The following is a 22,750-nucleotide window of genomic DNA, read 5'->3' as shown; positions in this document are numbered from 1 at the left end:
CCCGCGAACCCGCCCGCAGTAGCGTTGTCGGCATGCGCATCCGCACGACGGCCTGGACCCCGGCAGCGCCCACGGTGGCCGATCCGGATCCGGACGGCCGTGCCGAGCAACTCGCCGAACTCATGGACGGCCGCCGCGCGGTGGCGCTGACGGGCGCCGGACTGTCGACGCCCTCCGGAATCCCCGACTACCGGAGCCCCGACTCCCCCGTGCGGCGTCCCATGACGATCGAGGCCTTCCTCTCCTCCCCAGAGAGCCGGCGCCGGTATTGGGCCCGCAACCATCTGGGATGGCGGCATATGGACGCCGCCGCGCCGAACGCCGCCCATCGGGCACTGCGCACCCTGCAGGACGCGGGAGTCCTCTCCGGGGTGATCACACAGAACGTCGACATGCTCCACATGAAGGCCGGGTCGCGCCCGGTGGTCGATCTGCACGGCTCCTACGGTCGCGTCCGCTGCCTGGGCTGCGGCGAACAGCTCTCCCGCCACCGGCTCGCCGAGGCTCTGGAGTCGGCGAACCCCGGCTACGCCGATCGGGTGGCCTCCCGAGGCGCGATCGAGGTGGCCCCCGACGCCGACGCCGCGCTCGAGGACATCGGCGACTTCGTGATGCTCGACTGCGCGAGGTGCGGCGGAGTGTTGAAGCCCGACATCGTCTACTTCGGGGAGACGGTGGGCCCGGATGTGGTGGCTCAGGCGTTCTCCCTGGTCGACGACGCCGACCTGCTGCTCGTGGCCGGGTCGTCGCTGACCGTGATGTCCGGACTGAGATTCGTCCGCAGAGCGGTGGCCGCGGGCAAGCCGGTAGCGATCGTGAACCGCGGCCGAACGCGCGGCGACGACCTGGCGACCCTGAAGATCGACCACCGGTGCGAGGTCATTCTTCCCGCGGTCGCAGACCGCATCGCTGCCGCACGTTCAACGTTACTGTGACGTACACCACATTGTTTGCTTGAACTGCACAAAGGCGGGGTTCCGCGCAGGCAATATTCGATCTGCGGTGACTTTCCTATGAACGGCCGATAGCCTCGGTCACGTCATGAACCCGAATGATCCTTCACCGGAGACAGACAACGGAAACACGGTCACCTTCCGGCGACCGCGGGCCCGTGACGGAAAGAGAATATGGGAGATCGCTCGCGATTCGCGCGTGCTGGACGTTAATTCGCCCTATGCCTACGTTCTCTGGTCACAGGATTTTTCCGAGACGTCGATCGTGGCTGAATTCGACGGAGACGTCGTCGGCTTCGCTACCGGATACCGTCGACCAGCGGCACCCGACACCCTCATGGTGTGGCAGGTGGCCGTCGACGAGACGCAACGCGGGAAGCAGATCGCCAAGCGGATGGTCTGCGAGTTGTTCCGGCACTGCGCTCAAGCCGGTGTCGTCGCCATCAACACCACGATAAGCCCCGACAATCAGGCGTCCCAGCGACTGTTCGCAGGCGCTGCCCGAGCCCTCGGTTTGCAATTGACACGCGAACCGTTCTTCAGCGCGGAACTGTTCATCGACTCCCATGAGCCCGAGGACCTGTATCTGCTGACGCCGGGCTCCGCTCAATAGCGGAACCGGCAGAACTCAAACGAGGAAACTCTCGAAAATGACAATCGAAACTGCACTGGACGACCGAACTTTCACCAAGCACGAATCCGAAGTCCGCTCCTACTGCCGTGATTGGCCCGCCGTCTTCGACACTGCTCAGGGCAGTTGGCTGACAGACGTCGACGGGAATCGCTATCTTGACTTCTTCGCAGGCGCAGGCGCTCTCAATTACGGCCACAACAATCCTGTTCTGAAGGATGCGCTCGTCGACTACATCGTCCGTGACGGAATCACTCACGGACTCGACATGTCGACCCGCGCGAAGGGCGAATTCCTCGAGACCTTCGCCGCCAAGATCCTGGAGCCCCGCGGGCTGGACTACAAGGTCCAGTTCCCCGGCCCCACCGGGACCAACGCGGTCGAGGCAGCGCTCAAGCTGGCCCGCAAGGTGACCGGCCGCGAAGCGGTCATCAACTTCACCAACGCCTTCCACGGCATGACGCTCGGCTCGCTGGCGGTGACCGGCAACGCCATGAAGCGCAACGGCGCCGGCGTACCGCTGGTGCACACCACGCCGATGCCCTTCGACAACTACTTCGACGGCAGCGTCGCAGACTTCGCCTGGTTCGAGCGTGTTCTCGAGGACTCCGGCTCGGGCTTCAACCGGCCCGCCGGCGTCATCGTCGAGACCGTTCAGGGCGAGGGCGGCGTCAACGTGGCGCGTCCCGAGTGGCTGCGCGGCCTGGCCGACCTCTGCAAGCGCAAGGACATCCTGCTGATCGTCGACGACGTGCAGATGGGCTGCGGCCGCACCGGCGAGTTCTTCTCGTTCGAGGAGGCCGGCATCGTGCCGGACATCGTCACGCTGTCGAAGTCGATCGGCGGCTACGGACTGCCGCTCGCACTGACCCTGCTCCGTCCGGAGCTGGACGTCTGGGAGCCCGGCGAGCACAACGGCACGTTCCGCGGCAACAACCCCGCGTTCGTGACCGCGACCGCCGCCATCAACAAGTACTGGTCCGACGATGCGCTCTCGGTCCAGGTGAAGGCGAAGGGCATGGAGATCGCGCAGTCCTTCGAGGACCTGTGCCAGCGCCACGACGGATTGTCGCACCGGGGCCGCGGCATGGTCCAGGGCCTCGCCTTCGACAAGCCCGAGCTGGCCGGCCGGACGTGCGAGATCGCGTTCTCCAAGGGCCTGCTCGCCGAGACGTCGGGTCCTGACTCCGAGGTCGTCAAACTCCTTCCCCCGCTCACCATGAGCAGCGAGGATCTCGCCCACGGTCTGCAGATCCTGAGCGAATCGGTCGACGAGGCCTTCGCTGCCGACACCGCCCCCGAGGAGGCCGAAGCATGATCGTCCGCACCACCGAAGAGATCACCGGAACCGACCGCGAGGTGGCCGACCCGAAGGGCAACTGGGTCTCCAAGCGGATCGTGCTCGGTGGCGACGGGGTCGGATTCTCGTTCCACGAGACCACGATCGCGGCCGGCTCGATCAACGAGTTCCACTACGCGAACCACGTCGAGGCCGTCTGGCTGGTCGAGGGCAAGGGCACCCTGCTCGACCGGGAGACCGGGAAGATCTACCCGCTCCGCGCGGGCAGCATGTACCTGCTGGACGGCCACGAGCGTCACACCGTGACCGTCGACGAGCAGATGCGGATGCTGTGCGTCTTCAACCCGCCGGTGGTCGGCACCGAGGTCCACGACGAGAACGGCGTCTACCCGCTCGTCACGGTCCCCGCCGGCGAGGGCAAGCACCGAGCCGACTGACTGTTTCCGCAGCGAAAGCGCCCACCCGACCGCTGGTCGGGTGGGCGCTTTCGGTTCCGTGTCCGCCCGGTCTCGATACGCCCCTCCGCTGCGCTCCGGGCCTACTCGACAACCCTGCCGGGCCGTCCCCCCCAGGCCAGTCGACAAGCCGCGCCCCCAGGCCAGTCGAGTCGCACGCGAACGAAGTGAGCGAGCGTATCGAGACACCCCTGCCGGTCCGTCACCCCCAGGCCAGTCGAGTCGCACGCGAACGAAGTGAGCGAGCGTATCGAGACACCACCGCCTCGACACTCCCCTCCGACGAAACCCGGAGTCAGGCCGGGACCAGGTCGTCGGCGTGGATGATCGGACGGCGCAGATCGGCGGGCAGCTCGGACGTCGAACGGCCGATCATCTGCGCGACGTCGTCGGCGTCATACGATGTGACGCCTCGGGCGCGAACTGTTCCGGCCGCGTCAACCAGCTCCACCACGTCGCCGTCGGAGTAGTCGCCGACCGTCGCGGTGACACCCGCGGCCAACAGCGACCGTCGCCGACCGCAGACCGCGGCGACAGCACCGTCGTCGAGCGTCAACGTGCCGCGCGCCTCGGCTGCGTGGCGCACCCAGAACCGTCTGGCCGACATCCGGGTCGGCCGGGCTTTGAAGACGGTGCCGACCGAAGCGTTCGACAGCGCCTCACCGGCGGCCGAGGCCGCGGCCAACAGCACCGGGACACCCGAGTCGGCCGCCAGCCGCGCCGCCGCCAGCTTCGATGCCATGCCGCCCGTTCCCAGCGCACCGCCGTTGCCTGCGATCACTCCGTCCAGGTCGTCGGGTCCGTCGACCTGTTCGATCAGCCGCGCCGGTTGGCCGTCAGGGCCGGGTCTGCGGGGATCGCCGTTGTACAGCCCGTCGACGTCCGACAGCAGCACGAGCGCGTCCGCGTGCACCAGGTGTGCGACGAGGGCGGCCAGCCGGTCGTTGTCGCCGAAGCGGATCTCGTTGGTGGCGACCGTGTCGTTCTCGTTGACGACGGCCACCGCATGCAGCGCGCGAAGCCGGTCGAGAGTTCGCTGCGCATTCGCGTGGTGGGACCTGTTCGACACGTCGTCGGCGGTCAGCAGCACCTGGCCGACGGTACGGTCGTAACGAGCGAACGACGTCCCCCAGGCGTGCGCCAGGCGGAGTTGGCCGACGCTCGCCGCCGCCTGCTTGGTCGCGAGGTCGCGGGGCCGCTTCTTGAGGCCCAGCGGCGCGATTCCCGCGCCGACGGCCCCCGACGACACGACGATGACGTCCGATCCGGCGCGCATCCGTGCTTCGAGTGCGTCGACCAGCGCATCGAGCCTGGCGTGGTCGATGCCGGTCACCATGTCGGTGACGGCGGACGAACCGATCTTCACGACGATGCTGCGGGCCGTCGCGAGGAACTGCCGAACATCACTCGTCATCGACGTCCGACTCCTCCTGTCCGAGATCCCCTGCGCCCCAACCCAGCTCGTTCTCATCGGAGGCCTGGCGGCGCATCTTGCGCGCGAGCTTGCGCTCTGCGGCACCCACTCGGTCGTTGCGCTCCAGACGGATGTCGGTGCCGCGGCCGGTGATCGGCACGGCCACGCCCATCGGAGTCGTGGGCTCCCAGTCGAAGGTCATCTCGCCGATCGTCACCGGCGCGCCCGGCTTGGCACCCCGCTTCACCAGCGCGTCCTCGACGCCGAGGCGGTTCAGCCGATCCGCGAGATAGCCGACGGCCTCATCGTTGTCGAACTGCGTCTGACGCACCCACCGCTCCGGACGGGCCCCGCGCACGATGAACCCGCCCTCGACATCGGGATCGGCGACCACGGTGAACTCCGACTCATCGACTGCCTTGGGCCGGATGACGGCGCGGCGGGCCACGGGCTCGGCGTGCTCGGCCCGGTACCGCGCCACCATCTCCGCGAGCGCGAAGGTCAGCTCCGACAGTCCCTGGTGGGCCACAGCGGAGATGCGGAACACCGGCCAGCCTCGCTCGGCGATGTCGGCTTCCACCAGATCCGCCAGCTCAGCCGCCTCGGGAATGTCGATCTTGTTCAGGATGACCACGCGCGGCCTCGTGGCGAGGTCGCCCAGCGAGTGGTCGGCGTCCAGCGCCGGCTGGTACGCCGCGAGTTCGGCCTCGAGCGCGTCGATGTCCGACACCGGGTCGCGTCCCGGTTCGAGGGTCGCGCAGTCCACGACGTGCGCCAGGACGGCGCAGCGCTCCAGGTGCCGGAGGAAGTCCAGTCCCAGTCCGCGCCCCTGCGACGCTCCGGGGATCAGGCCGGGCACGTCGGCGACGGTGAATACCTCGGCACCGGCGGTCACGACGCCCAGGTTGGGAGCCAACGTGGTGAACGGGTAGTCGGCGATCTTCGGCTTCGCCGCGGAGAGCACCGACACCAACGACGACTTGCCCGCCGACGGGAAGCCGACGAGCCCGACGTCGGCGACCGACTTGAGCTCGAGGGTCAGTTCCCGCTCGTCTCCGGGCTCGCCGAGCAGCGCGAATCCCGGCGCCCGACGCGCCCGCGAGGCCAGCGCCGCGTTGCCCAGACCACCCCGGCCGCCCTGCGCGGCGATGAACTCGGTACCGGCACCGACCAGGTCGGCGACGATCTCGCCGTCCTCGTCGATCACCACCGTCCCGTCGGGCACCTTGAGGATCAGGTCCTCACCGGCGCCGCCGTTCCGGTTGCCGCCCATGCCGGGCTTTCCGTTGGTCGCCCGCGCATGCGGCCGGAAGTGGAAGTCGAGGAGGGTGTGCACCTGCGGGTCGACGACCAGCCGGACGTCGCCGCCCCGGCCGCCGTTGCCCCCGTCGGGGCCGCCCAGCGGCTTGAACTTCTCGCGATGCACGGACGTGCAGCCGTGGCCGCCGTTGCCCGCCACGACCTCGATCTTCACGCGGTCGACGAAGCGTGACATGTTCCAGCCTTCCTCGAATGGGTCCAGATAAGCCGACAGGGCGGGTCAGGGTGTCTAGAGACCCTGCCCGCCCTGTCGAAAAGAGCTATGAGTTCGGATGCCAGGTCAGACTGCGACCGGCTCCGGGACGATGTTCACCGTCTTGCGACCGCGCTTCACATCGAACTTGACCGCACCGGCCGCGAGAGCGAACAGCGTGTCGTCCTTACCGCGGCCGACGCCCACACCCGGGTGGAACTTGGTGCCGCGCTGACGGACCAGGATCTCGCCGGCGCTGACGACCTGGCCGCCGAAACGCTTCACACCGAGTCGCTGAGCATTCGAATCGCGACCGTTGCGCGAGCTCGATGCACCCTTCTTATGTGCCATCTGACTGTCCTCCTGAAATGCTGAAGAGCGAGTTCTACTTGATACCGGTGACCTTGAGGACCGTCAGCTGCTGACGGTGGCCCTGGCGCTTGTGGTAGCCGGTCTTGTTCTTGAACTTGTGGATCCGGATCTTCGGGCCCTTGGTGTGCTCGACGACCTCACCGGTGACCGAGACAGCGGCGAGCTTGTCGGCGTCGGTGGTCAGATTCGCACCATCGACGACCAGCGCAACCGGCAGCTGCACAGTGCTGCCAGGCTCTCCGTCGATCTTCTCGACCTTCACAATGTCGCCCTCGGCGACCTTGTACTGCTTACCGCCGGTCTTGACGATCGCGTACGTTGCCATTCCCGCTGTCCTCTTAACTCGTCTCATCGGGCCGGAGTGCGCAGGCCGATCCTGCGTGTCCGACATAATCTGGTGTGTGCGGTCCGCGGCCTCAAGGCCCTCGAACCTCTCCCGCCGATGCGCGCAACTGTCTACGCGCCTGCGGGAGGCGACCTGTCAAGGCTACGGTACCGGGCCTGTCCAGGTCAAACTCTCGGCGCGCGGGCCGCGCGCCGAGAGGAAGGTCACTGCTGCGCGGGCGGCGGCCCCGCGGCGCGGCGACCACTGCGCCGCCGGGGCGAGCGCGTGACCGCGACCACCGGCTCGGCGGACTGTTCGGCCACCGTCGTCACCGGCTCATGCTCCACGACCTCGTCCACCGACTCGACGGCCGTCGTCGGTGCGGCCGCACGGCGTACTGCGCGACGACGTCGACGCGTCACCACCGCCACCGGCGGCTCCGGTGTCTGCGTCATCGTCTCGACGACGACCTCCGCCGCGACTTCGCTCACTGCACCGTCTGTGGCAGCGACCTCGGCCACGGCCACCTCAGCGATCTCGACCTCGGCATTCTCGACCTCGGGCGCCTTCACCTCGGGCACCGAGGTATCGGCGGCCGGCTCGGCCGCCGCGTCGTGCTCGTCGTGGTCGTCCGGATGCGCCATGGCGCGGAACAGCGGATGCTCGGCGGCCGGCTTGTGCGGTGCGGGCTTGGCCGGCGCAGCCGCCTCCTGCTGCGGCTGCTGGTCTCCCCCGCGCCGACGCGAGCGGCGCGACTTGCGCGAACCCCCGTCGCCGCCGTTGCGGCTTCCGTCGTCAGCCGGGCGTACCTCAACCGGATTGGCGTGCACGATCACCCCGCGACCGGAGCACGCGGTACAGGTGGTCGAGAACGCCTCGAGGAGGCCGGTGCCGAGCCGCTTGCGGGTCATCTGCACCAGTCCCAGCGAGGTCACCTCGGAGACCTGGTGCCGCGTGCGGTCCCTGGCCAGCGCCTCGGTGAGCCGTCGCAGAACGAGGTCGCGGTTCGATTCGAGAACCATGTCGATGAAGTCGACGATGATCATGCCGCCGATGTCACGCAAGCGCATCTGCCGCACGATCTCCTCGGCGGCTTCGAGATTGTTGCGCGTGACGGTCTCCTCGAGGTTGCCGCCCGAGCCGGTGAACTTGCCGGTGTTCACGTCGACCACCGTCATCGCCTCGGTGTGCTCGATGATCAGCGTGCCGCCGGACGGCAGCCACACCTTGCGGTCGAGCGCCTTGGCCAGCTGCTCGTCGATGCGGTGCACGGTGAACGAGTCGGGCGCGTCGGCATGCGCCTTGGTGAAGCGTTCGAGCCGCTCGGCGAGGTCGGGAGCGACGTCGTTGACGTACCCCGATACCTGCGTCCACGCGCGTTCGCCCTCGACGACCAGCTTGCGGAAGTCCTCGTTGAACAGGTCACGGACCACTCGAACCAGCAGATCCGGCTCTTCGTACAGCGCCTTCGGAGTGCCCGGTGCCTTCGACCGGTGCTCGTCGGCCGCCGCCTCGATGCTCTTCCACTGTGCTTCGAGGCGCTCGATGTCCGCGCCGAGTTCCTCGGCGCTGACGCCCTCGGACGCGGTCCGGATGATGACGCCGGCCTCGTCCGGGACGAGCTTGGCCAGGATCTGCTTGAGACGCTTGCGCTCGGTGTCGGGGAGCTTGCGGCTGATACCCGTCGACGTCCCTCCCGGCACGTACACCAGGTACCGGCCGGCGAGGGAGATCTGCGTCGTCAGCCGTGCGCCCTTGTGCCCGATCGGGTCCTTGCTGACCTGGACCAGAACGTGGTCGCCCGGCTTGAGAGCCTGTTCGATCTTGCGCGAACCGCCGTCGAGGCCGGCGGCCTCCCAGTTGACCTCGCCGGCGTAGAGGACGCCGTTGCGTCCGCGGCCGATGTCGACGAAGGCGGCTTCCATGCCCGGAAGCACGTTCTGCACGCGCCCCAGGTAGATGTTGCCGACCATCGACTGCGAGGTCTCGGTGGTGACGAAGTGCTCCACCAGCACGCCGTCCTCCAGGACGGCGATCTGCGTGTAGTCCTCCACCGGCGCCGCATGCTGATCGTGGCCGTCGCCCGCACCGGAGGCGGCGCGCTCACGCACCACCATCACGCGCTCCACCGATTCCCGGCGCGCCAGGAACTCCGACTCGGTCAGGATCGGCGGACGACGCCGCCCGGCGTCACGACCGTCTCGCCTGCGCTGCCGCTTCGCCTCCAGCCGCGTGGAACCCGAGATGCCCTGCACCTCGTCACGCACCTTCTTGGCGCGCGGCTCACGCTCGTGGACCACGGTGTTGGGCGGATCGTCCGCCGAGACCGTCTCATCCGAGTCGGACCCGCCACGGCGGCGGCGCCGGCGGCGACGCCGCTTGCTCGACGGGACCGCTGCCTCGGAGTCCGCCTCGGTCTCTTCGTCCGACTCCGATCCGGTCGCATCGGCCTGTGTCTGGTCCGCATCGGCCGTGTCGTCGTCCGGCCCGTTCTTCTCGGGACCGCTCGTCTCGGCGGTGTTCTGGTCCGACTCCACGCCGTCCTGAGCGTCGTCCGACTCACTGTCGGATCCCTCGGGGCCCTGATCGCCGCGTCCGCGACCGCGCCCGCGACGCCCGCGCCTGCGCCTGCGGGACCGGCTCTCGCTCTCGCCGGACGTCTGTTCGTCATCCTCCCCGCCGGCTGCCGGAACCTCCGACTCGGGCTCGACGGGCGCTGTGGCGGTCTCCGGAGCGGCCGGCGTCTCGTCACCGGTGCCTGCCTCGTCGACCTCGGACTTCTTGGGCTTCTTCGCCGACGCCTTCTTCTTGCCCGGCTTCTTGTCGGCCTGCTTCTCGGACCCATCCGATTCCGGGATGTCCGTGGTCTCGGCCTTCTTGCTCTCGGCCTTCTTGCCCTCGGCCTTCTTACCGTCAGCTTTCTTGCCGTCTGACTTCTTGCTGTCGGCTTTCTTGCCGTCCGACTTCTTGCCGCCGGCCTTCTTGGCTTCGGTGTTCTTGGCTTCGGCCGTCTTCTCACCGGCCGGAGCGGTCTCATCGGCGTCCGCCGCCAGGAACAGCGGCGCGGTCGCCTCGGCCTTCGCCGTCGACACCGGCTGCGGCGTCTCGACCGCCGAGAACAGCGACGGCGCCCCCGGCTCTCCGGCCTCATCTGCCGCATCCTCGACGGCACCACTGATACGGAGCTCGACGGCTTCGGCGTCGGCTCGAGAGATCGACGACTGCGCGGTGCGCGCCGTCACCCCCATCTCCTGCAGGTGCGCGAGCACCTGCTTGCTGGTCAGTCCGAGCGTGCGGGCGAGCGCATGCACGCGGAGTCGAAGGGGGAATTTTTCCGCTGGCTGATCTGCCGAAGTGGCATCAGCCGACGACCCGTTATCTGTCACGTGGTCTCCTCAAGACCCCCGGGCGCGTCGCACAGATGAACTCGACAACGCGGCCACGCGAGGGCCTTTCCAATGTGTGCCGGCCTCTACGGCCGGGTGTTATGTGGTCTTCGCGTCGTCAAGACGCCTTGCGTGACGCAGGCCTGGGACCGAAGCCGGACCCCAGGCTGGGGTCGGACGGAACCGGGTACTCAAAACGGCTGTGCGTCGATCGTCGGTGCCAAAGCGTGACTCCGACGACTAGGCAAGTATCCCACATCACGGGCCGTAACCCGCACACGAGTGACGAAAAGGCTCCCGCGCGCCGTGTCGGCGTCGTCGAATCAGGAGTTCAGAGAGGGGAACCAGAGAGCGATCTCACGCGCCGCGGATTCGGGCGAATCCGATCCGTGCACGATGTTGAACTGCGTTTCCAGCGCGAAGTCACCCCGGATGGTGCCCGGCGTGGCCTTCTCGACGGGATCGGTGCCGCCGGCGAGCTGGCGGAATGCGGAGATGGCCCGCGGACCTTCGACGACGGCCGCGACGACCGGACCCGAGGTGATGAACTCGAGCAGCGAGCCGTAGAACGGCCGCTCGGCGTGCTCGGCGTAGTGCTCGCTCGCGACCTCGACGGTCACGTCACGCAGTTCCAGGGCAGCCAGGCGCAGTCCCTTGCGCTCGATGCGGGCGATCACTTCGCCGACCAGTCCGCGCTGGACGCCGTCGGGCTTGATGAGGACGAGAGTCTGTTCAGTCACGCAGGACACTGTAGCGATGCACGACACCGCCCGCACCGTCCCACCCCCGCGGGCGGGTTCACCGTGCCTGACTCACCGCGCCCGAGTCACTTCGGGCAGTACTGCTTCTCGACGGCGAAGAACCCGTAGTTGAACACCCCGCCCGCCTGGCCGGGACCGTCGACGATGATCTGCAGGCACGCGCCCGGCGTGTCGACGGCCGCATCGAGCTCCTGCTTGAGCGTCTTGGCCATCTGCCGGTTGGCGCTGGAGTACGCGGGCGGCGCGGGCAGGTTGGCGATCACCTGGTCGACGCCGCGGTCGGCGAGCCACAGGGTCGAGGACCGCGTCGCGAGATAGCCGAGCGCCCCCTCGCGCACCGGCATCGGAATGCTCGCTTCCGGTGTCTGCGACGGCTGCGACGGCTGCGACGAAGGCTCCGCGCTCGCGATCGGCGCCGCCAGCACCGTCGCCGCAGCGACGGCCCCGACTACGATCCCCACCCGGCCTGCGCGACTCGTCACCCTGTAGGTCCTCCCCATCCACTGCCTCCATCGATTCGATTGCTGCCGTGTCGTACGACACAGTGGTGAGTGAGTGTAACCGACGGTCGCAGAAATCGACGATTCCGCGGGAGCCGAGCGCGTCCGGGCCGATCAGATCGGGTGCTGGCCCGGCAGCCGCCCCTGCTCGATCCGCTTCTCGACGTCGCGCTTGATGTACGCGATGTAGATCCACACGATCAGGAAGATGACGCCGACGATCGCGATGGACCAGTGGAAGAATCCTCCCGCGATCACGAACACCTGCATCACCAGGTTGACCTCCAGCGCGCGGGGCCTGCCCTGACGGCCGGACAACAGCAGCAGGATCAGCGTCACGATGCCGAGGTAGAGTCCGGACGCCCAGGTGACGCCGCCGGCCAGCTTCGCCACCACCGGGAACGCGAGCGCGACCACGATCACCTCGAGGATCAACGTCCCCGCCATGACCCCTCGGAAGCCCTTCCACGGGTCGGCGGCGGGCGGGGTGAACTGCGCGGCGTTCTCCGGAATCGATTTCTCGGTCATGACGGCTCCTTGCCGAAGAGTGTACGGCCCGCGCCCGCGGTGACGACGGATCCGGTGATGATCACACCGGCTCCGGAGACCGCTCCCCCCTCGCCCTCCTCGGCGAGCGAGACGGCGGCCTCGACCGCGTCCGGAAGGAACGGTTCCACCACCACGCGTTCGGCTCCGAACACGTCGTTCGCGATGTCGGCGAGCGCGTCGGTGTCGAGCGCTCGGGGCGAGCCGTTGTTGGTCAGGACGACGACGTCGAGCACCGGCTCGAGTTCGGTGAGCACACCGCGCGCGTCCTTGTCGCCGAGGACGCCGATCACCCCGACGAGCCTGCGGAAGTCGAACTCCGAGACCAGCGCTTGGGCGAGCGCGCGGGCGCCGTGCGGATTGTGCGCGGCGTCGACGAAGACGCTCGGGGCGCTGCGCACCCGCTCGAGACGGCCGGGACTGGCGACATCGGCGAAACCGGCTCGCACCGAGTCGACGTCGAGCCTGCGGTCGGCGCCCGCACCGAAGAAGGCCTCGACCGCGGCGAGTGCGAGTGCCGCGTTCTGCGCCTGATGCGCACCGTGCAGGGGCAGGAAGATCTCGTCGTAGACGCCGCCGAGACCGCGGATCGTGAGCAGTTGTCCGCCGACGGCGGTGGTGGCCTCGAGGACGGTGAACTCCGAGTCCTGCCGGGCGACGATGGTGCCTGCCTCCACCGAGGCCCGCAGCAGCACATCGGTCACCTCGGGCTGCTGAGGTGCGATCACCGTGACCGGATCCATCGGGATCACCGCGTCCGACGGCCCCGGCTTGATGATCCCGGCCTTCTCGCCCGCGATGGCGGCCAGGGTATCGCCCAGATAGTCGGCGTGGTCCATTGCGATCGGGGTGATCACCGCGACCTGCGAGTCGATCACATTGGTGGCGTCCCAGCGCCCGCCCATACCGGTCTCGACGACGGCCACCTCGATCGGGGCCTCCGCGAAGGCCGCGTACGCGATGGCGGTCAGCACCTCGAACTTGCTCATCCGAGGTCCGCCGCCGGCCGTCGACGAGTCGTCGACCATCGTCACGTACGGCTCGATGTCGCGATAGGTGTCGATGTAGGTGCGCGCCGGTATCGGCGCGCCGTCGATGGCGATCCGTTCGGTCACCGACTGCAGATGCGGGCTGGTGATCCGGCCCGTACGCCGATGGAAGGCGCGGAGCAGCGAATCGATCATCCGGGTCACCGAGGTCTTGCCGTTGGTTCCCGCCACGTGGATCGAGGGGTACGCGTGCTGCGGGTTGCCCAGCAGTTCCATCAGCGCGTTGATCCGGGTCAGAGACGGCTCGATCCGGGTCTCGGGCCAACGCGTGTCGAGTTCGGCTTCGAGCGCGTGGAGTTCGGCGAGATCGTCGGCGGAATCGCGTGAGCGCGTCACCGGCCGGCCAGCCCCTCGAGTTTGGCCTTCAGCCGCGCCACCTCGGCCTCGGCGAGATCCCGGCGCGTCTTGATCTTCTCGACGACCGCGTCGGGCGCCTTCGACAGGAACTGCTCGTTGCCGAGTTTGGCGGACGTGCCCGCGAGCTCCTTCTCCGCGGCGGCCAGATCCTTGGCGGCGCGCTTGCGCTCGGCTTCGACGTCGACCGTCCCGGAGGTGTCGATCGCGACGGTCGCGGTGCCGGTGGAGAGGCGGACCTCCACGGTCGCGGTGGCCGCGAAGCCGTCGCCCGCGCCCTCGAGCCGGGCCAGCGAATCGAGTTGCGGGCGCAGTTCGGCCAGCCCCGCGGCGTCGAGTCCGTCGACGGTCGCGGCGACCCGCTGCCCCGGCTTGAGACCCTGGTCGCTGCGGAACCGACGGACCTCCGTGATCAGCTTCTGCAGGTCCTCCACGCGGCGGGCGGCGTCGACGTCGGCGGGCGCGCCCGACGGCGTCGGCCACTGCGCCACGACCACCGACTCCGACCCGGTGAGCGTCTTCCACAGCACCTCGGTCACGAACGGCATCACCGGATGCAGCGCCCGCAGCAACTTGTCGAGAACGGTGCCCAGGACCAGCGCGGTCCGCTCGGCCCGCTCACCGCCCTCGGCCACCTGGACCTTCGACAGCTCGAGGTACCAGTCGCAGACCTCGTCCCACGCGAAGTGGTAGAGCGCCTCGCACGCCTTCGAGAACTCGTAGCTCTCGAAGCCCTCGTCGACCTCCGCGAGCACCTCGTCGAGCCGGGACAGGATCCAGCGGTCGGCGACCGTCAGCTGTTCGCCGGCGGGGAGTTCGCCCACGCGCGCACCGTTCATCAGGGCGAACTTGGTGGCGTTGAACAGTTTGGTGGCGAAGTTGCGCGAGCTCTGCGCGTGGGACTCGCCCACCGAGATGTCGCTGCCCGGATTGGCGCCGCGTGCGAGCGTGAAGCGCAGTGCGTCGGCGCCGAATCGGTCGACCCAGTCGAGCGGGTCGATGCCGTTGCCCTTCGACTTGCTCATCTTGCGCCCGTGCTCGTCACGGACCAGACCGTGCAGGAAGACGTCGTGGAACGGCACCCGTGCGTCTCGGCCGGAGAACCCGCTCGCGTCGAGCTTGCCGACGTAGGTGCCGAACATCATCATCCGGGCCACCCAGAAGAACAGGATGTCGTAACCGGTCACCAGCACCGAGGTGGGATAGAACTTGTCCAGCTCGGCGGTCTTGTCCGGCCATCCCATGGTGGAGAAGGGCCACAGTCCCGACGAGAACCAGGTGTCGAGGACGTCCGGGTCCTGCTCCCAGCCCTCGGGCACGGTGTCGTCCGGACCGAAGCACTCCACCTCGCCGTTCGGGCCGTACCAGATCGGGATCCGATGCCCCCACCACAGCTGCCGGGAGATGGTCCAGTCGTGCATGTCGTCGACCCATGCGAACCAGCGCGGTTCCTGGCTCGCCGGATGGATCACCGTCTCCGAATCGCGGACGGCGTCGCCCGCGGCCTTGGCGAGGGCTTCGACGCTGACCCACCACTGCATCGACAGCCGCGGCTCGATCGGCTCGCCCGCGCGCTCGGAGTGCCCGACGCTGTGCAGGTACGGCCGCACCTCCTTGACGATGCGCCCCTGTTCGGCCAGGGCCTCGCGAACCGCGACCCTGGCCTCGAAGCGGTCGAGTCCGTCGAACCGCGTCCCGGTCCCCTCGATCCTGGCGGTCTCGTCCATGATCGTGATCATCGGGAGATGGTGCCGCTGCCCGATGGCGAAGTCGTTCGGGTCGTGGGCCGGCGTGATCTTGACCGCGCCGGATCCGAACTCCGGGTCGACGTAGTCGTCGGCGATGACCGGGATCTTCCGATCCAGGAACGGGTGATCGAGCTCGACGCCGATCAGATCGCGGTAGCGCTCGTCGTCGGGATGGACCGCGATGGCGGTGTCGCCGAGCATCGTCTCCATGCGGGTGGTCGCGACGACGATGTGCGGCTCGGCGTCGTCGAGCGATCCGTACCGGAACGAGACGAGCTCTCCCTCGACGTCCTCGTACTTGACCTCGATGTCGGAGATGGCGGTCTGCTGGGCGGGCGACCAGTTCACGAGGCGCTCGGCCCGGTAGATCAGCCCGTCGTCGTACATCCGCTTGAAGATCGTCTGGACCGCGCGGGAGAGCCCCTCGTCCATGGTGAAGCGGTCGCGGCTCCAGTCGACGCCGTCGCCGAGCCTGCGCATCTGGCCGGCGATGGTGCCGCCGGACTCGGCCTTCCACTGCCACACGCGCTCGATGAAGGCTTCACGGCCGAGTTCCTCGCGGCTGGTGCCCTCCGCCGCGAGCTGCTTCTCGACGATCGTCTGCGTCGCGATTCCCGCGTGATCCATGCCCGGCAGCCACAGCACCTCGTAGCCCTGCATGCGCTTGCGGCGCGTCAGCGTGTCCATCAGGGTGTGATCGAGAGCGTGGCCCATGTGGAGCGAGCCGGTCACGTTCGGCGGCGGCAGGACGATCGAGTAGCCCGGCTTGGCACTCGAGGCGTCGGCCGTGAAGTACCCGGCGTCCACCCAGCCCTGGTAGAGGTCTGCCTCTACCGCACTCGGGTCCCAGCTCTTCGGCAGGGCTTCGGCGGTGGTCTCTGGGTCACGGGATTGCGCACTGGTCACCTGGGTGATTCTAGAGAACACCGCGCACCGCCGTCGCCGCCATGTCGCCGTAAGCGGCCTGGCTCACTCCCCGAGCCCCGGTCCCGGTGTCAGCCGAGGTCGTCGAGTCGCGCCGCGAGCGCTGCGAGCGCGGGCACCGCGACCCTGATCGCCGCGCGCTGGTCGCCGTCCAGCCCGGCCAGCGCCTCCGAGATCCGCCGCTCGTTCGCCCGCGTCCACTCGTCCAGCCGGGTGCGCCCGACCTCGGTGAGCCGTACCTGGACAGCGCGGCGGTCGTCAGGGACCGGTTCTCGGACGATCAGCCCGTTCTTCACCATCTGATTCACCAGAGTGCTGACCGTGTTGGTCGCCATCCGGTGTTTGCGGGCCAGCTCGCCGATCCGCAGTCCCGGCTCCCGCGCGAGGCGCTGCAGGAACTCGACCTGCGCCATCGGCAGCGACTCCCACGCGAAGTCCTCGCGCACGCTCGACCGCAGCGACCGGCGCAGCTGCGTGATCACAGCGGTCAACTCCCACGCGCCGTCGTCTTCTGTGACCCGGTCCACACCGGGCTCGGTTTCAGTCATGTTAATCTACTTCTGTCTGCTACAGAACTATTTACGTCGACGCTGTTCATGTCGACACGCCTCCGCGCCGGTACCCCGGCACCGGCCACGACGATTGAGATCAATGAGCAATACCCTCCCGCAACGCCGACCCGCCGCCGTCTACTCCGTCGGTGAGGAGCCGGACGTCCGCTTCTCCCTCGCGAACGAACGCACGGCACTGGCCTGGGTCCGCACCGCTCTCGCCCTGATCGCCGGCGGTATCACGCTGACGACCGTCGCCGGCCTGACCTCGTCTCCGATGGTCGTCCACCTGCTGTCTCTGGTGGCATGCGTCGCCGGCGGCGCGCTCGCTATCGTCGCACTGCTCTCGTGGCGGCGCAACGAGTGGGCCCTGCGACTCGGCCTGCCCTTGCCGCCTCCGCTGCCGCTGCCCTGGCTCGTCATGGGCATCGCGGTCGTCGCCGCTGGGCTCGTCGGCTTCGGCGTCGTGTCGATTCTGCGTCTCTCGTGAGCATCGACCCGGGCCTCCAACCGCAGCGCACCGCATTGGCCTGGCAGCGGACCGGCCTCTCCGTCCTGCTCGCCTGCGCGGCCGCCGGCTTCGCCGCCCTGCGTCACGGATTCCCGGCGGCGGCCCTCTGCACGTTCGTCGCCGGTGTCGTCCTGTGCCACGTCGCCGTCCGGCACTTTCCGAAGGGGCCTGACCGTGTCGCCGGGACCGGTTCGGTCTGGCCGACGATGGTCGCGACCGTTGGCGTGGTGGTCGTCATCGCGCTAGCGGGTACCGCACTCGCCATAGCCGATATGGTCTTCGGCTGACCGGCCCTCACGATGCGCGCGAACTGCGCAATCGATGCAGGTCCTCGGGTGCGTCGACGTTGGTGAGCCAGTCCGGGTCCGAGACCCCGATGCGGCGTGTGACGAGCGCATCGAGGGCCGCACCCATCCGGAGCTCGCCCTTCTCCACGAGGTCGGCGAGTTGCTGCGCAGAGCGAGTGCGGTAGACGCCGGCCATCGGGTGATCGCGCCCGCCCTCGTGCGCGACGACGACGTCGGTCGATTCGGTCAGCCCGTCCAGGAGCTCGTCGATCAGCCCGGTGTCCACGAGCGGCATGTCGGTGGCGCAGACGAAGGCCGCCTCGGCACCGGCGTCCGCCGCCGCCTGCAACGCCGCCACCAGTCCACCGAGGGGGCCGCTGCCCGCCTTCTCCGTGGTGACCCAGTCGAGGTCCGTCTCGTCGCTCAGCTCGAGGTACGCCTGCGATGTCCGCGGCGCCGCGACCAGCACCGGTTCGCACCGGGCGCTGATCGCCCATGCGATCCGGCTGAGCATCGGCGCGCCGTCCCACTCCATCGCCGCCTTGTCCTGCCCCATGCGGCGGGAACGCCCGCCCGCGAGGATGATTCCGGCCAGTCTGTCTTCGCCCGTGCGCGTCATCTGCCCAGTGTCCCAAAGACTCCGCGGAACCGGGTCCGTCTTGGTTCAAACGGTCGGCCGCGGGCTGCATCGCACGGGAGCCGGGCCGCGCACGACGACGGCCGGCGTCCCCGTCTCGACGGGAACACCGGCCGTGTCGTGATTCTCGGTCAGGCCGACTTCTCGCGCGGCCCCTCGTCTTCGCTGCGCGGCACGATGGTCGGCAGCACGTTGTCGCGCACCGTCTCCCCCGTGACGACCACCTTGGCCACATCGTCGCGGCTCGGAATGTCGTACATCACCGGCAGCAGTACCTCTTCCATGATGGCCCGCAGACCACGCGCTCCGGTTCCCCGGTGGATCGCCTGGTCGGCCACTGCTTCGAGCGCGTCCTGACTGAACTCGAGTTCGACGTTGTCCATCTCGAACAGGCGCACGTACTGCTTGACGAGCGCGTTCTTGGGCTCCGACAGAATCGAGACCAGCGCCTCCTTGTCGAGGTTCGCGACCGATGCGACCACCGGCAGGCGCCCGATGAACTCGGGGATCAGACCGAACTTGATCAGATCCTCGGGCATCACCTCGGCGAAGTGGTCGGTCGTGTCGACCTTGTCCTTACTCGGGACGTCGTTGCCGAAGCCGATGCTGCGCTTGCCGATCCGCTCGTCGACCACCTTCTCGAGGCCGGCGAACGCACCCGCGACGATGAAGAGCACATTGGTCGTGTCGATCTGGATGAACTCCTGATGGGGATGCTTGCGGCCGCCCTGCGGCGGCACGCTGGCCTGCGTTCCCTCCAGGATCTTCAGCAGCGCCTGCTGCACGCCCTCGCCCGACACGTCGCGGGTGATCGACGGGTTCTCGCTCTTGCGGGCGATCTTGTCGACCTCGTCGATGTAGATGATGCCGGTCTCGGCCCGCTTGACGTCGTAGTCGGCGGCCTGGATCAGCTTCAGGAGGATGTTCTCGACGTCCTCGCCCACGTAGCCGGCCTCGGTCAGTGCGGTGGCGTCCGCGATCGCGAACGGGACGTTGAGCATCTTCGCGAGGGTCTGCGCCAGGTACGTCTTGCCGCAGCCCGTGGGGCCGAGCATGAGGATGTTCGACTTCGCCAGTTCCACGGGCTCCACCGCGGACGAGCGCTTGTCGCCGGACTTCTTCTCACCCGCCTGGATGCGCTTGTAGTGGTTGTAGACGGCCACCGCGAGGGTGCGCTTGGCCGAATCCTGGCCCACCACATAGTTGTCCAGGAAGTCCCGGATCTCCGCGGGCTTGGGCAACTCGTCGAGCTTCACATCGCTGGTCTCGGCGAGTTCCTCCTCGATGATCTCGTTGCAGAGGTCGATGCACTCGTCACAGATGTACACCCCCGGACCTGCGATAAGCTTCTTGACCTGTTTCTGGCTCTTGCCGCAGAAAGAGCACTTCAGGAGGTCACCACCGTCTCCCATTCGCGCCACTACGCCCCACCTACTTCCCTATCTGCGGACAACCTCGACGGTACCCGCGCACGATGCCTTCGACGAGCCGAAATGCGGCAGTCGCTGAGATTCGACGTTCGCTCAGCTCCGCGCCGACTTCTTGCGGTAGTCGAACACCTCGTCGACGATTCCGTACTCCTTGGCCTGGTCGGCCGTGAGGATGTTGTCGCGGTCGGTGTCCTTGCGGATCTTCTCCGGGTCCTGGCCGGTGTGCGAGGCGAGGATCTCGTCCAGCCGCCTGCGGATGCGCTCGATCTCCGCCGCCTGGATCTCCAGATCCGACACCTGGCCCTGGTAGGCACCGCCGGTGCGCGGCTGATGGATCAGCACCGTCGCGTTCGGCAGCGCCGCACGCTTGCCCGGCGTGCCGCCGGCCAGCAGGATCGCCGCGGCCGAGGCCGCCTCGCCGAGGCAGACGGTCATCACGTCGCAGTGCACGTACTGCATGGTGTCGTAGATGGCGAGCATGTCGGGCACGCTGCCGCCGGGCGAGTTGATGTACATGGTGATGTCGCGGTCGGGGTCCTGGCTCTCCAGGACCAGCAGCTGGGCCATCACGTCGTTGGCGACCGTCTGATCGATGGGCGTTCCCACGAAGACGATCCGCTCTTCGAACAGCTTGGCGTACGGGTCGTACTGGCGCTGGCCGTTGGGGGTGTTCTCGATGAACGACGGCAGGATGTACCGAGCCTCGATGCTCTTGAGCGCCAGGGCCGCATCCGGGATGCCCGCGCGGACGTCGGCGGGAAGCAGGTTAGTCATGTTCTCTCCGTAACCGGTGAAGTGAGGTGAACGTGGGTGGCGACGGGATCAGGCGACCGCGCCCGCGCTGGTCACGACGTGGTCGACGAAGCCGTAGGCCTTGGCCTCCTCGGCGGTGAACCAGTTGTCGCGGTCGGCGTCCGCCTCGATCTTCTCCAGCGGCTGGCCGGTGAACTCGGCGTTGAGCCGGTTCATCTCACGCTTGGTGGCGGCGAACTGCTCGGCCTGGATGGCGATGTCCGCGGCCGTGCCACCGATGCCCGCCGACGGCTGGTGCATCATGATCCGCGCGTGCGGCAGCGCGTGACGCTTGCCCTTGGCGCCGGCGGCCAGGAGGAACTGTCCCATCGAGGCGGCCATGCCCATCGCGTACGTGGCGACATCGCACGACGCGAGCTGCATCGTGTCGAAGATGGCCATCCCCGCGGTCACGCTGCCGCCCGGCGAGTTGATGTAGAGGTTGATGTCCTTGGTCGGATCCTCGGCCGCGAGCAGCAGGATCTGCGCGCAGAGGCGGTTCGCGATGTCGTCGTCGACCTGGGTGCCCAGGAAGATGATGCGCTCGCGAAGCAGACGCTCGAAGACCGAGTCGGTCAGGTTCAGGCCGACTGCGCCCGAGCTCATCGAGGGCGTGTACAGATTGCTCACTGAGATGTCCCATCTGTCTAACGGTGCGGATCTCCCCGGAAGGTCTCGTCGACCGAGTCCATCGGACGCATCGCGCCCGTCCTTCGGAGAAGCTGTCACCGAGATTAATCAATTCCACCCCCGGGGTTGTTCCTCCGACACCCCTTATTCGCTTACAGCGGAACGGTTCGGCGGATGTTCGATCCCCGGTCGAAGGCCCTCTGACAGCGCGACAGCCGGGACGATCACTCGTCCCGGCTGTCGCCGTGGTGTCGGAGGCCGGCGGTCAGGCGTCCTCGGCCTCGTCGGTCTCGGCCTCATCGCTCTCAGTGTCGTCCGCCGATCCGAAGAAGGCCTTGGTGTCGATGGTCTCGCCGTTGGTGTCGGTGACCTTGACCTCGCCGATGACCTCGGCGAGCGCCTTGTTGCGGCGCACGTCGGCGTACAGCGCGCCGATCTGGTTGGCGTTCTGCAGCTGCTGGATGAACTCCTGCGGCGCGATGCCGTAGCGCTGCGACTGCATCAGGATCTGCTGGGTCAGCTCGTCCTGAGCGACCTCCACCTCCGTCGCGTCGGCGATGGCGTCGAGCAGCAGCTGAGTGCGCACCGACTTCTCCGCGTCGGCCTTGCTCTCGGCGTCCCACTCCTCGCGGGTCTTGCCCTGCGCTTCGAGGAAGCGGTCGACCTGTGCGTCGTCGTGTCCGAGGGCGTGGACCAGCTGGTGCTGAACGGCCTCGACCTCGTCGGCGACGACGGACTCGGGCAGCGGGAAGTCGACGGTGTCGAGCAGCTGCTCCAGGACGGCGTCACGGATGGCGCCCGCCTGCTCGTACTTCTTCGAGTCGGCGACCCGATCGCGAACGCTGTCGCGCAGTTCGTCGACGGTGTCGAACTCCGAGGCCATCTGAGCGAACTCATCGTCCAGCTCCGGCAGTTCACGGACCTTCACCGAGTTCACCTTGGCCGTGATCTCGGCGTCCTCGCCGGCATGGTCACCGGCGACCAGCTTGGAGGTGAAGGTGGCCGAGTCGCCGGCCTTGACGCCCTCGAGCGCCTCGTCCAGGCCCTCGATCAGGGTGTCGCTGCCGACCTCGTGCGAGAGCCCCTCGGTGGAGGCGTCTTCGACGGTCTCACCGCCGACGGTCGCCGACAGGTCCAGTGACACGAAGTCGCCGCCGGTGACGCCGCGGTCGACTCCGACGAGGGTGCCGAACCGGCCCCGCAGGTTGTCGAGCTCCTCTTCCACGTCGGCGTCGGCGATCTCGATCGGGTCGACCTCGACGGCGATGGACGAGAACTCCGGCAGTTCGATCTCCGGGCGGACGTCGACCTCGGCGGTGAACTTCACCGGCTCGCCGTAGACGAGCTCGGCCAGATCGATCTCGGGCTGACTGATGGCCTTGATCTCGGCCTCGGTGACGGCCTGCGAGTACTTCGCCGGAACGGCGTCGTTCACGACCTGCTCCAGGATCGCCTGCCGGCCGACACGCGCCTCGATCAGCTTGGCCGGAGCCTTGCCCGGGCGGAAGCCGGGGATGCGGATCTGCTGGGCGAGCGACTTGTACGCGCGGTCGAAGTCACCGGAGAGTTCCTCGAACGGAACCTCGACATTCAGCTTGACTCGGGTCGGGCTCAGCTGCTCGACGGTGCTCTTCACGGTGTTGGTACTCCTTGTCGGTTCGTGCTGGCAGTTCGTACTGTC

22 protein-coding genes are annotated in these 22,750 nt (G+C 68.1%); 6 read left to right on the top strand and 16 right to left on the bottom strand.

The window, feature by feature from the left end; translation table 11 throughout:
* Positions 1-32: 32 nt before the first annotated feature.
* The 4 genes from ACK8HH_RS07355 (at position 33) to ACK8HH_RS07340 (ending at position 3,321) form a co-directional block, all read left to right on the top strand.
* Positions 33-935: a Sir2 family NAD-dependent protein deacetylase gene (locus ACK8HH_RS07355; protein WP_062367616.1), complete on the top strand. Its 903-nt coding sequence runs from the start codon at positions 33-35 to the stop codon at positions 933-935.
* A 106-nt stretch (positions 936-1,041) separates the two neighbouring features.
* Positions 1,042-1,566, top strand: coding sequence for a diaminobutyrate acetyltransferase (gene ectA, locus ACK8HH_RS07350; protein WP_006896655.1), 525 nt, complete (start codon positions 1,042-1,044; stop codon positions 1,564-1,566).
* A gap of 37 nt (positions 1,567-1,603) precedes the next feature.
* Entirely contained in the window at positions 1,604-2,902 is a 1,299-nt protein-coding gene (gene ectB / locus ACK8HH_RS07345; RefSeq protein WP_045539522.1) for a diaminobutyrate--2-oxoglutarate transaminase, read from the top strand.
* Positions 2,899-3,321, top strand: a complete 423-nt coding sequence (locus ACK8HH_RS07340) for an ectoine synthase (RefSeq protein WP_006896653.1) — start codon at positions 2,899-2,901, stop codon at positions 3,319-3,321. Before ectB ends, ACK8HH_RS07340 begins: the two co-directional genes overlap by 4 nt.
* A gap of 313 nt (positions 3,322-3,634) precedes the next feature.
* Here the strand turns inward: ACK8HH_RS07340 and proB are convergent, their stop codons facing one another.
* From proB to ACK8HH_RS07285, 11 genes are all read right to left on the bottom strand, one after another.
* A complete protein-coding gene (gene proB / locus ACK8HH_RS07335; protein ID WP_045539523.1) occupies positions 3,635-4,753 on the bottom strand; it encodes a glutamate 5-kinase in 1,119 nt (372 codons plus the stop codon).
* Positions 4,743-6,248: a GTPase ObgE gene (gene obgE / locus ACK8HH_RS07330; protein WP_045539525.1), complete on the bottom strand. Its 1,506-nt coding sequence runs from the start codon at positions 6,246-6,248 to the stop codon at positions 4,743-4,745. Before obgE ends, proB begins: the two co-directional genes overlap by 11 nt.
* Before the next feature lie 105 nt (positions 6,249-6,353).
* On the bottom strand, positions 6,354-6,617 hold the full coding sequence (gene rpmA / locus ACK8HH_RS07325) for a 50S ribosomal protein L27 (RefSeq protein WP_006896650.1): 264 nt from the start codon (positions 6,615-6,617) through the stop codon (positions 6,354-6,356).
* Positions 6,618-6,651: 34 nt separating this feature from the next.
* Positions 6,652-6,963 carry a 50S ribosomal protein L21 gene (gene rplU, locus ACK8HH_RS07320; protein WP_006896649.1) on the bottom strand — a complete coding sequence of 104 codons (312 nt, stop codon included), beginning with the start codon at positions 6,961-6,963 and terminating at the stop codon, positions 6,652-6,654.
* Positions 6,964-7,187: 224 nt separating this feature from the next.
* Positions 7,188-10,349 (bottom strand): translation initiation factor IF-2 N-terminal domain-containing protein, encoded by a 3,162-nt coding sequence (locus tag ACK8HH_RS07315; protein WP_412475653.1) that lies wholly within the window; start codon positions 10,347-10,349, stop codon positions 7,188-7,190.
* Between the two features lie 323 nt (positions 10,350-10,672).
* The gene (gene ndk, locus ACK8HH_RS07310) at positions 10,673-11,089 is read right to left on the bottom strand and encodes a nucleoside-diphosphate kinase (protein ID WP_039867500.1); all 417 of its coding nucleotides are present in this window, start codon (positions 11,087-11,089) and stop codon (positions 10,673-10,675) included.
* Between the two features lie 86 nt (positions 11,090-11,175).
* Positions 11,176-11,592: a hypothetical protein gene (locus ACK8HH_RS07305; protein ID WP_157225324.1), complete on the bottom strand. Its 417-nt coding sequence runs from the start codon at positions 11,590-11,592 to the stop codon at positions 11,176-11,178.
* Between the two features lie 132 nt (positions 11,593-11,724).
* Positions 11,725-12,138 carry a DUF4233 domain-containing protein gene (locus tag ACK8HH_RS07300; protein ID WP_006896645.1) on the bottom strand — a complete coding sequence of 138 codons (414 nt, stop codon included), beginning with the start codon at positions 12,136-12,138 and terminating at the stop codon, positions 11,725-11,727.
* On the bottom strand, positions 12,135-13,541 hold the full coding sequence (gene folC, locus ACK8HH_RS07295) for a bifunctional tetrahydrofolate synthase/dihydrofolate synthase (RefSeq protein ID WP_375002141.1): 1,407 nt from the start codon (positions 13,539-13,541) through the stop codon (positions 12,135-12,137). The genes ACK8HH_RS07300 and folC overlap by 4 nt, the downstream gene beginning before the upstream one ends.
* The gene (locus tag ACK8HH_RS07290) at positions 13,538-16,213 is read right to left on the bottom strand and encodes a valine--tRNA ligase (protein WP_045537006.1); all 2,676 of its coding nucleotides are present in this window, start codon (positions 16,211-16,213) and stop codon (positions 13,538-13,540) included. The genes folC and ACK8HH_RS07290 overlap by 4 nt, the downstream gene beginning before the upstream one ends.
* 89 nt (positions 16,214-16,302) lie before the next feature.
* Positions 16,303-16,779, bottom strand: a complete 477-nt coding sequence (locus ACK8HH_RS07285) for a MarR family winged helix-turn-helix transcriptional regulator (protein ID WP_006896642.1) — start codon at positions 16,777-16,779, stop codon at positions 16,303-16,305.
* Between the two features lie 103 nt (positions 16,780-16,882).
* Between ACK8HH_RS07285 and ACK8HH_RS07280 the strand changes: the two genes are divergently transcribed.
* Together ACK8HH_RS07280 and ACK8HH_RS07275 are read left to right on the top strand one after the other, a co-directional pair.
* Positions 16,883-17,272: a YidH family protein gene (locus tag ACK8HH_RS07280; protein WP_412475652.1), complete on the top strand. Its 390-nt coding sequence runs from the start codon at positions 16,883-16,885 to the stop codon at positions 17,270-17,272.
* On the top strand, positions 17,269-17,580 hold the full coding sequence (locus ACK8HH_RS07275; RefSeq protein WP_006896640.1) for a DUF202 domain-containing protein: 312 nt from the start codon (positions 17,269-17,271) through the stop codon (positions 17,578-17,580). Before ACK8HH_RS07280 ends, ACK8HH_RS07275 begins: the two co-directional genes overlap by 4 nt.
* A gap of 7 nt (positions 17,581-17,587) precedes the next feature.
* Here ACK8HH_RS07275 and ACK8HH_RS07270 read toward each other — a convergent pair whose 3' ends face one another.
* The 5 genes from ACK8HH_RS07270 to tig all read right to left on the bottom strand — a co-directional run bounded on the left by ACK8HH_RS07270 (position 17,588) and on the right by tig (position 22,705).
* The gene (locus ACK8HH_RS07270) at positions 17,588-18,199 is read right to left on the bottom strand and encodes a molybdenum cofactor guanylyltransferase (RefSeq protein ID WP_006896639.1); all 612 of its coding nucleotides are present in this window, start codon (positions 18,197-18,199) and stop codon (positions 17,588-17,590) included.
* Between the two features lie 149 nt (positions 18,200-18,348).
* A complete protein-coding gene (clpX, locus tag ACK8HH_RS07265) occupies positions 18,349-19,638 on the bottom strand; it encodes an ATP-dependent Clp protease ATP-binding subunit ClpX (protein WP_006896638.1) in 1,290 nt (429 codons plus the stop codon).
* Positions 19,639-19,740: 102 nt separating this feature from the next.
* Positions 19,741-20,421, bottom strand: coding sequence for an ATP-dependent Clp protease proteolytic subunit (locus ACK8HH_RS07260; RefSeq protein ID WP_006896637.1), 681 nt, complete (start codon positions 20,419-20,421; stop codon positions 19,741-19,743).
* 48 nt (positions 20,422-20,469) lie between these two features.
* Entirely contained in the window at positions 20,470-21,045 is a 576-nt protein-coding gene (locus tag ACK8HH_RS07255) for an ATP-dependent Clp protease proteolytic subunit (RefSeq protein WP_039867541.1), read from the bottom strand.
* A gap of 289 nt (positions 21,046-21,334) precedes the next feature.
* Complete coding sequence (gene tig / locus ACK8HH_RS07250; protein ID WP_006896635.1) at positions 21,335-22,705, bottom strand: trigger factor; 1,371 nt, start codon at positions 22,703-22,705, stop codon at positions 21,335-21,337.
* Positions 22,706-22,750 lie beyond the last annotated feature (45 nt).

Source organism: Gordonia sp. LUNF6, from assembly GCF_047041125.1.
In the GTDB taxonomy this organism is placed as follows: domain Bacteria; phylum Actinomycetota; class Actinomycetes; order Mycobacteriales; family Mycobacteriaceae; genus Gordonia; species Gordonia sihwensis.
The sequence above is the reverse complement of the archived record's forward strand: the minus strand, read 5'-3'. Positions and strand labels throughout refer to the sequence as shown.

Bases quoted from the DNA above. Each gene is read 5' to 3' on its own strand.
- ACK8HH_RS07355 (WP_062367616.1), top strand. From the start codon at position 33: ATGCGCATCCGCACGACGGCCTGGACCCCGGCAGCGCCCACGGTGGCC.
- ectA (WP_006896655.1), top strand. From the start codon at position 1,042: ATGAACCCGAATGATCCTTCACCGGAGACAGACAACGGAAACACGGTC.
- ectB (WP_045539522.1), top strand. From the start codon at position 1,604: ATGACAATCGAAACTGCACTGGACGACCGAACTTTCACCAAGCACGAA.
- ACK8HH_RS07340 (WP_006896653.1), top strand. From the start codon at position 2,899: ATGATCGTCCGCACCACCGAAGAGATCACCGGAACCGACCGCGAGGTG.
- proB (WP_045539523.1), bottom strand. From the start codon at position 4,753: ATGACGAGTGATGTTCGGCAGTTCCTCGCGACGGCCCGCAGCATCGTC.
- obgE (WP_045539525.1), bottom strand. From the start codon at position 6,248: ATGTCACGCTTCGTCGACCGCGTGAAGATCGAGGTCGTGGCGGGCAAC.
- rpmA (WP_006896650.1), bottom strand. From the start codon at position 6,617: ATGGCACATAAGAAGGGTGCATCGAGCTCGCGCAACGGTCGCGATTCG.
- rplU (WP_006896649.1), bottom strand. From the start codon at position 6,963: ATGGCAACGTACGCGATCGTCAAGACCGGCGGTAAGCAGTACAAGGTC.
- ACK8HH_RS07300 (WP_006896645.1), bottom strand. From the start codon at position 12,138: ATGACCGAGAAATCGATTCCGGAGAACGCCGCGCAGTTCACCCCGCCC.
- ACK8HH_RS07285 (WP_006896642.1), bottom strand. From the start codon at position 16,779: ATGACTGAAACCGAGCCCGGTGTGGACCGGGTCACAGAAGACGACGGC.
- ACK8HH_RS07280 (WP_412475652.1), top strand. From the start codon at position 16,883: ATGAGCAATACCCTCCCGCAACGCCGACCCGCCGCCGTCTACTCCGTC.
- ACK8HH_RS07270 (WP_006896639.1), bottom strand. From the start codon at position 18,199: ATGACGCGCACGGGCGAAGACAGACTGGCCGGAATCATCCTCGCGGGC.
- ACK8HH_RS07260 (WP_006896637.1), bottom strand. From the start codon at position 20,421: ATGACTAACCTGCTTCCCGCCGACGTCCGCGCGGGCATCCCGGATGCG.
- ACK8HH_RS07255 (WP_039867541.1), bottom strand. From the start codon at position 21,045: ATGAGCTCGGGCGCAGTCGGCCTGAACCTGACCGACTCGGTCTTCGAG.